Origin of the sequence: Dolichospermum circinale AWQC310F, from assembly GCF_000426925.1 — a bacterium.
Lineage (GTDB): Bacteria > Cyanobacteriota > Cyanobacteriia > Cyanobacteriales > Nostocaceae > Dolichospermum > Dolichospermum circinale.
The window spans coordinates 30,011-35,611 of record NZ_KE384671.1 but is presented as its reverse complement, the minus strand read 5'-3'; the positions used below and the strand labels follow the sequence as shown (position 1 = coordinate 35,611).

Sequence of the window (5,601 nt, the reverse complement as noted above, 5' to 3'; positions counted from 1 at the left end):
ACAGGGAACAGGTTTTGGGCAACTTTACTTTTCGTTACTTATGTCGGTTTTTTTCCGTTCACCTACTTAGTATAGGCAATTAGTAGGTTGGGTTGAAGAATGAAACCCAACATTTTCCAGATTTTTTTGGGTTTCCCAAAGCCTAAACCCAACCTACAAAATTATTCACCTTTTTCTATTTTGCTGACCGAACTAAGTTGATCTAAAATTGTCAAAACTTCTCGTTCAAATGCAACTTGAGCGCGGTTAGTTTTACCCCCAATATATAAAGTTTCACCTTTTTGTAAAGCCCAAATTTGGGAATGGGAAAAATAACTCATGACTACACCCAACATTAATAAAGCAAAGCCAGTATAAACAATGGGAATACCCGGATCAAATTTAATTTGTAACCCTGTACTACCAATGACATCAATAATTTTTAAATTAACTCCATTTACAGGGATAGACATTCCTGCACGCACAGTATTAATTAATTTACCTTGAGCGTCATAAATTAATACCATTCCTTGTAGATCTTTAGCTAATAGGGAAACACCTTCGCTTAAATCAGGCTTTGTGGGTATCCAAGTTCCCCAAATTCTACCTTTACCTTTGGTGTCTAATTGTGCCATTGGTAATTGGAAAATTGGACTTTTATTTAATCTTACCTGAACGCTGGAAATTCCCCAATCTGTTTGATAGAAAACTACACCATGATAACGCAGAGGTTTGTTAACATAAATCTTCTCATGATTAACTTCTTCACCCTGATTATTCAGCACAGACATATCTGAATAAAATTGGTCAATTCCTCCCGTTGGTGTGTAATCAATCCAAAAGCGATTGACACGCACGGACCAATCTTTTAACACATCTTGAGAAGACCAAGCACCAGCATCAACAATATTTTTTACTTGGAATGTATCCCCACTAGAAATCATTTCTTGAGCCATAAATCCCGTCATTGATCCACAAATTCCACCTAATAAAATGGCAACAATACCAATGTGAACAATGATCGGTCCTATCCGACCAATTATACCTTTACGAGCATAAAGAATATCATCTTTCTCTTGAAAAATCCGATAACTTTTTTGCTGCAAAATTGGCATAATTGACTGTAGGGAAACACCTGCTAATTCAGCACTCAAAGCTAATTTTTGAAATTGGCGAGGTTCTTCGTAATATTTCCATTTTTGAGCAGCTTTCAGGGCTGGTAATTGACGAGTAAAGGTACAAGCTGTTAAACTCGTTCCAAATAGAACTAATAAACTCAAAAACCACCAAGTTCGATATACATGATCTAACCCGACTACTTGAATAACTTTCCAAGTGAGAAACCCAAATAAAGCGGGATGTTCTGGATAGTTAGATTGGTAAAATGCAGGTAATTGTCCCTGTTCAATGACAGTACCACTAACACTAAATAAGGCAATTACTAATAAGAGGATAATTGCCAAACGTAAATCAGTTAATATGGGTAAAATTTTTCGCCGCATAAATTTCCCAGGTATTAACCACCAAATTAATTCTGTGGATGTTGTTTGATCTAAAGTCATTATTTAGAAACTACTAATAGGGATCCGAGAAACTAAGGAAAAAACACCAAAACCTACTAATAATGCCCCGCTAACAGGATTTATCCAGCCAGACCAACGGCGCAATTCTAATAGTTTTTTAATACTAGCAGTAAACGTACCTGCTAAAATTAATGGAGCTACATATCCGGCTGTATAAGCAAGTAGTAAAACAGCACCTAAAACTAAATCTTGGCTATTAGCAACCCAACCCAATAAACTCGCTAAAACTGGTGTGCTACAGGGGGAAGCAACCAACCCAAATGTTAACCCAATGGAGTAGGAACGCACTCCGGGAGGTAAATCTTCAGAAATCCAATTTGTGTCATTTAAAGAAGGAAATTGTATGGGTAATGCTTCTAATAAGTTTAATCCCATAATAATAGCAATAATGCTGACAAGAATTGGTAAACCAATTCCTATTTGACCGTAGACTTTACCTATTAAACCTGCTATAATACCCATTCCTGCCAGTGTAGTTGCTAATCCTAACGCAAACCAAGTTGATTGAACCGCTGCTTGTAAGCGGGTTTTAGCTTCATAACCACCAATATAGCCAATAGTAATGGGCAACATAGACAGCATACAAGGCGTGAGACTCGTAAGCAAGCCCGCAGTAAAAATAATGCCAATACTCACAATACTTAAGTGGGTGAGTTGGTTAGTAACCAGGGTATTAGCAAATTGTTCCAGTTCGTAAATTCGGGTTTCTAGAATTTCTAACATGAGTATGTTTAAGTAAAAAATGCTTACTCTGGTTGAATTTTAACATATTTTGGGTGATCAAGTGATGAAAACAAGTAAATATTAATTAGGGTGTTGCCAGATATTTTCCCGGATTTTTGTGAAAGATTGATGAATTTCTAGTAAAGATTGCCCAGAATCAGGTTAATTATCCTGAAGATTATTTTAGGATTAAATCAACATCAAATATCCGTAGAAAACCGAAAATAGTAGTTGCAAAGGAATCTACCACCATGGCTCAAAAAACCAGTAAAGTTTTACAACAATCTGGAGTTATTCCCTATAGAATAATAGAGGGAAAAGTAGAAATTTTATTAATTACAACTCGTAAACGTCAAGGTTGGGTGATTCCTAAAGGGGGACTTTGTAAAGGTATGAGTCCTCATGAGTCAGCAGCAAAGGAAGCATGGGAAGAAGCGGGAGTTTTAGGTAGAGTCACAACGGAAAAATTTGGTAATTATAAATATCGCAAACGGGGGAATATCTATCGAGTAAATTTATTTTTATTACCTGTAGAAGAAGTATTAGAAGATTGGCCAGAAGCCACTGCAAGAGAAAGAAAATGGTTAGAAGTTAACCAAGCTGCTGAATTAGTGAAGGAAAATTCACTAAAAAGAATTATTCAGACTTCATTAATAATGAACCAATAAAAGAGTATTTAAATTATCTCAAAGGACAAATTATGACTTTTGAGATAATTATGGGTAAAATGATCTACCACATTTGTATCACTCAATTCTAAATTGTAAAAATCTACAAACTCATGATCAAAATATGGTCCTGCGTGCCAAGTTCCCACATCTAATTTAATAAAACAACTTCCAGGAATCTGAAAAGCCGCAATTTTTGATAATTCAGGTTCATTTATATGATTATTAGGTGGACAAACTACCATGAACCAATCTTTACCATCTAAAGAACCCAAACATTGAGTACATTTGACATGACGAGTAATGTGGTGAAATTTTCTACCTTTTTCCTGTAACCGCATAATATAAAAACGGGGAATACCATTTTGTAAATTTAATTGTGCATCTTCTTGATCAAAATTTTTGCCATCTTTACTTACATATATTACTTGTCCATAGGGTTGAAAATTCTCTGGTGTAATTAATTGAGATGGTAATTTTTGTATTTTTGATAATGTACTCATAAGTTCTTGACTAAATATTTGGGTGTGACTGCATTAAATTAGAAAAAACCAAGATTTGAAATCTCAAACTTTGCGACTTTGCGACCTTGTGGCTTCGCGCGAAACATACAGCAAGTTCAGCTTGAGTGAGCTACAATGCGGGCAAGATGCCCGCACCACTGTAATACTGTCATTATGCAAGGCACTCCTATTTGATCTTTATTATTCTGAGAAAAAGAGAGAGGAAATATATTTTCCTTCCTCTAATTTCCAGTTAGCAAAATTTATATTTTGCCAATGTAATGTAGTCCTAAAATAATACCGGCTCCCAAGATATGTCCAAAGGAAGCAGTTGCTAGTACAGCGGGTAAACCAAAACCACCGAAAAATTGAGGCGCTGGTAATTCTGGTTTAGCGTTAGGCTGCTGAATGGTAAATTTGCCGACAGCGATCGCAAAAATATTGGCTACAATCATAATGATGCCAATATTAGGACTCCATTCTAACGTTGTTGTAGCTGTAGCCAACAAGGTTGAAGTTAACATCTAAATTTACTCCTGATATTTGGGGATACTTAACAATATCATCTAAATATTTGGTAATAAAAATCTATATCATTGCTTACTTTGTAGTAAAATTTAACATTTGTTTGCAATTCACAATAGAAACAATCATACTACTGAATAGCCAGTTTTAGTGTTTGATCATACTTATGATATCTGGAAGGGCTGATAATTGGTAAGATAAAAGTAATTACTTCCTGAAATTGATCATGTCCTCAACTATTAATTCCTTACCACCCGCGCTAAAGAAAATTGTCGAACGTTTTCAAAGGGCTACAGAACCCAAAAGACGCTATGAACAGTTAATATGGTACGCTCAAAAACTGCAAGAGTTTCCTGAAATTGATAAACTCCCAGAAAACAAAGTTCCAGGTTGTGTTTCTCAAGTATATGTCACCGCATCTTTAGCAGATGATAAAGTAACATTTCAGGGTGATTCTGATTCCCAATTAACCAAAGGATTATTAGCATTATTGATAGAAGGATTAAATGGATCAACACCCACAGAAATAGTCCAACTTACTCCCGATTTTATTCAAGAAACTGGTTTAAATGTTAGCTTAACGCCTTCTCGTGCTAATGGCTTTTACAACATTTTTAAAACTATGCAAAAAAAAGCTTTAGAATGTAAGTTAGAAAGTTAGGGATTAGGAAATAAGTAAATTCTTTCTAATTATGAACTTAATCAGATGTCTACTAATTTATTAACAAATCCCGCTGCTGCATTTGGTGGTAAAGTACAGGAATATCCTTGGCAATGGGAAAATCAGGAATTACGAATAGTATATGAAACCCTTGGCCAAGGTTCACCCATTCTATTATTACCAGCCTTTAGCAGCGTTTCTACCAGGGCAGAAATGGCAGAATTAGCGAAATTACTCACACCCCATTTTCAAGTCACAGTCATAGACTGGCCTGGGTTTGGTGACTCTTCCCGACTCGGTTTAGATTACAGACCAGTCATATATCAGCAATTTTTGGCGGATTTTGTCAAATCTGTATTTAATAGGACAGTTTCCGTAATTGGTGCTGGTCATGCTGCTGGTTATATTCTCGAACTGGCGTTTAAAGAACCGCAAATACTTAACAAAATTGTATTAATAGCCCCAACTTGGCGTGGACCTTTACCAACAATGGGTGCAAGTCAGGAAATAGCGGCTATGGTACGGGGAATTATCAGACTGCCCATTATTGGTCAATTCCTGTATAAGCTCAATACAGCACGATCTTTTTTAAAATGGATGTACACTCGTCACGTTTTTAGTAATGCTGACAAACTTACACCCGATTTTATCGCCAATAAGTGGCAAACTACCCAAAAAACAGGAGCGAGATTTGCTTCAGCGGCTTTTGTCACAGGTAATATTGACACCTTTTACACTCAATCAGAATTTCTTTCTCTAGCTCAATCTTTGTCTGTACCAATTATGGCGGTTATTGGCGCATCTAGTCCGACAAAATCACGTCAGGAAATGGACGCATTAGCCGCGTTACCAAAAGTAGAGAGTGTGGTAGTTACCGGTTCTCTAGGACTTCATGAAGAATTTCCAGCGGAGGTTTTTCAGTTTATACTACCATTTTTAAATCGCTTATGAGGCGTTGG

The 5,601-nt window shown here is 36.2% G+C and carries 7 protein-coding genes; 3 read left to right on the top strand and 4 right to left on the bottom strand.

The annotated features are described in order from the left end of the window. Window positions 1-161: 161 nt before the first annotated feature. The gene (locus ACIR310F_RS0106160; protein ID WP_028083056.1) at window positions 162-1,541 is read right to left on the bottom strand and encodes a cytochrome c biogenesis protein; all 1,380 of its coding nucleotides are present in this window, start codon (window positions 1,539-1,541) and stop codon (window positions 162-164) included. 3 nt (window positions 1,542-1,544) lie between these two features. Then, window positions 1,545-2,285 (bottom strand): cytochrome c biogenesis protein CcdA, encoded by a 741-nt coding sequence (locus ACIR310F_RS0106155; RefSeq protein ID WP_028083055.1) that lies wholly within the window; start codon window positions 2,283-2,285, stop codon window positions 1,545-1,547. A 251-nt stretch (window positions 2,286-2,536) separates the two neighbouring features. Between ACIR310F_RS0106155 and ACIR310F_RS0106150 the strand changes: the two genes are divergently transcribed. Next, on the top strand, window positions 2,537-2,953 hold the full coding sequence (locus tag ACIR310F_RS0106150) for an NUDIX hydrolase (RefSeq protein ID WP_028083054.1): 417 nt from the start codon (window positions 2,537-2,539) through the stop codon (window positions 2,951-2,953). An 8-nt stretch (window positions 2,954-2,961) separates the two neighbouring features. On the opposite strand, the gene ACIR310F_RS0106145 is transcribed toward ACIR310F_RS0106150, so the two are convergent. Beyond that, the gene (locus ACIR310F_RS0106145; RefSeq protein WP_028083053.1) at window positions 2,962-3,456 is read right to left on the bottom strand and encodes an ureidoglycolate lyase; all 495 of its coding nucleotides are present in this window, start codon (window positions 3,454-3,456) and stop codon (window positions 2,962-2,964) included. Window positions 3,457-3,719: 263 nt separating this feature from the next. Beyond that, a complete protein-coding gene (gene psaK, locus ACIR310F_RS0106140) occupies window positions 3,720-3,980 on the bottom strand; it encodes a photosystem I reaction center subunit PsaK (RefSeq protein WP_028083052.1) in 261 nt (86 codons plus the stop codon). A 227-nt stretch (window positions 3,981-4,207) separates the two neighbouring features. Here psaK and ACIR310F_RS0106135 point away from each other — a divergent pair, with 227 nt between their 5' ends. Beyond that, window positions 4,208-4,642 carry a SufE family protein gene (locus ACIR310F_RS0106135; protein WP_028083051.1) on the top strand — a complete coding sequence of 145 codons (435 nt, stop codon included), beginning with the start codon at window positions 4,208-4,210 and terminating at the stop codon, window positions 4,640-4,642. Window positions 4,643-4,687: 45 nt separating this feature from the next. Continuing rightward, window positions 4,688-5,593 (top strand): alpha/beta fold hydrolase, encoded by a 906-nt coding sequence (locus tag ACIR310F_RS0106130; protein WP_028083050.1) that lies wholly within the window; start codon window positions 4,688-4,690, stop codon window positions 5,591-5,593. Window positions 5,594-5,601: the final 8 nt, after the last annotated feature.

Bases quoted from the DNA above. Each gene is read 5' to 3' on its own strand.
- ACIR310F_RS0106150 (WP_028083054.1), top strand. From the start codon at position 2,537: ATGGCTCAAAAAACCAGTAAAGTTTTACAACAATCTGGAGTTATTCCC.
- ACIR310F_RS0106135 (WP_028083051.1), top strand. From the start codon at position 4,208: ATGTCCTCAACTATTAATTCCTTACCACCCGCGCTAAAGAAAATTGTC.
- ACIR310F_RS0106155 (WP_028083055.1), bottom strand. From the start codon at position 2,285: ATGTTAGAAATTCTAGAAACCCGAATTTACGAACTGGAACAATTTGCT.
- ACIR310F_RS0106130 (WP_028083050.1), top strand. From the start codon at position 4,688: ATGTCTACTAATTTATTAACAAATCCCGCTGCTGCATTTGGTGGTAAA.
- ACIR310F_RS0106145 (WP_028083053.1), bottom strand. From the start codon at position 3,456: ATGAGTACATTATCAAAAATACAAAAATTACCATCTCAATTAATTACA.
- ACIR310F_RS0106160 (WP_028083056.1), bottom strand. From the start codon at position 1,541: ATGACTTTAGATCAAACAACATCCACAGAATTAATTTGGTGGTTAATA.
- psaK (WP_028083052.1), bottom strand. From the start codon at position 3,980: ATGTTAACTTCAACCTTGTTGGCTACAGCTACAACAACGTTAGAATGG.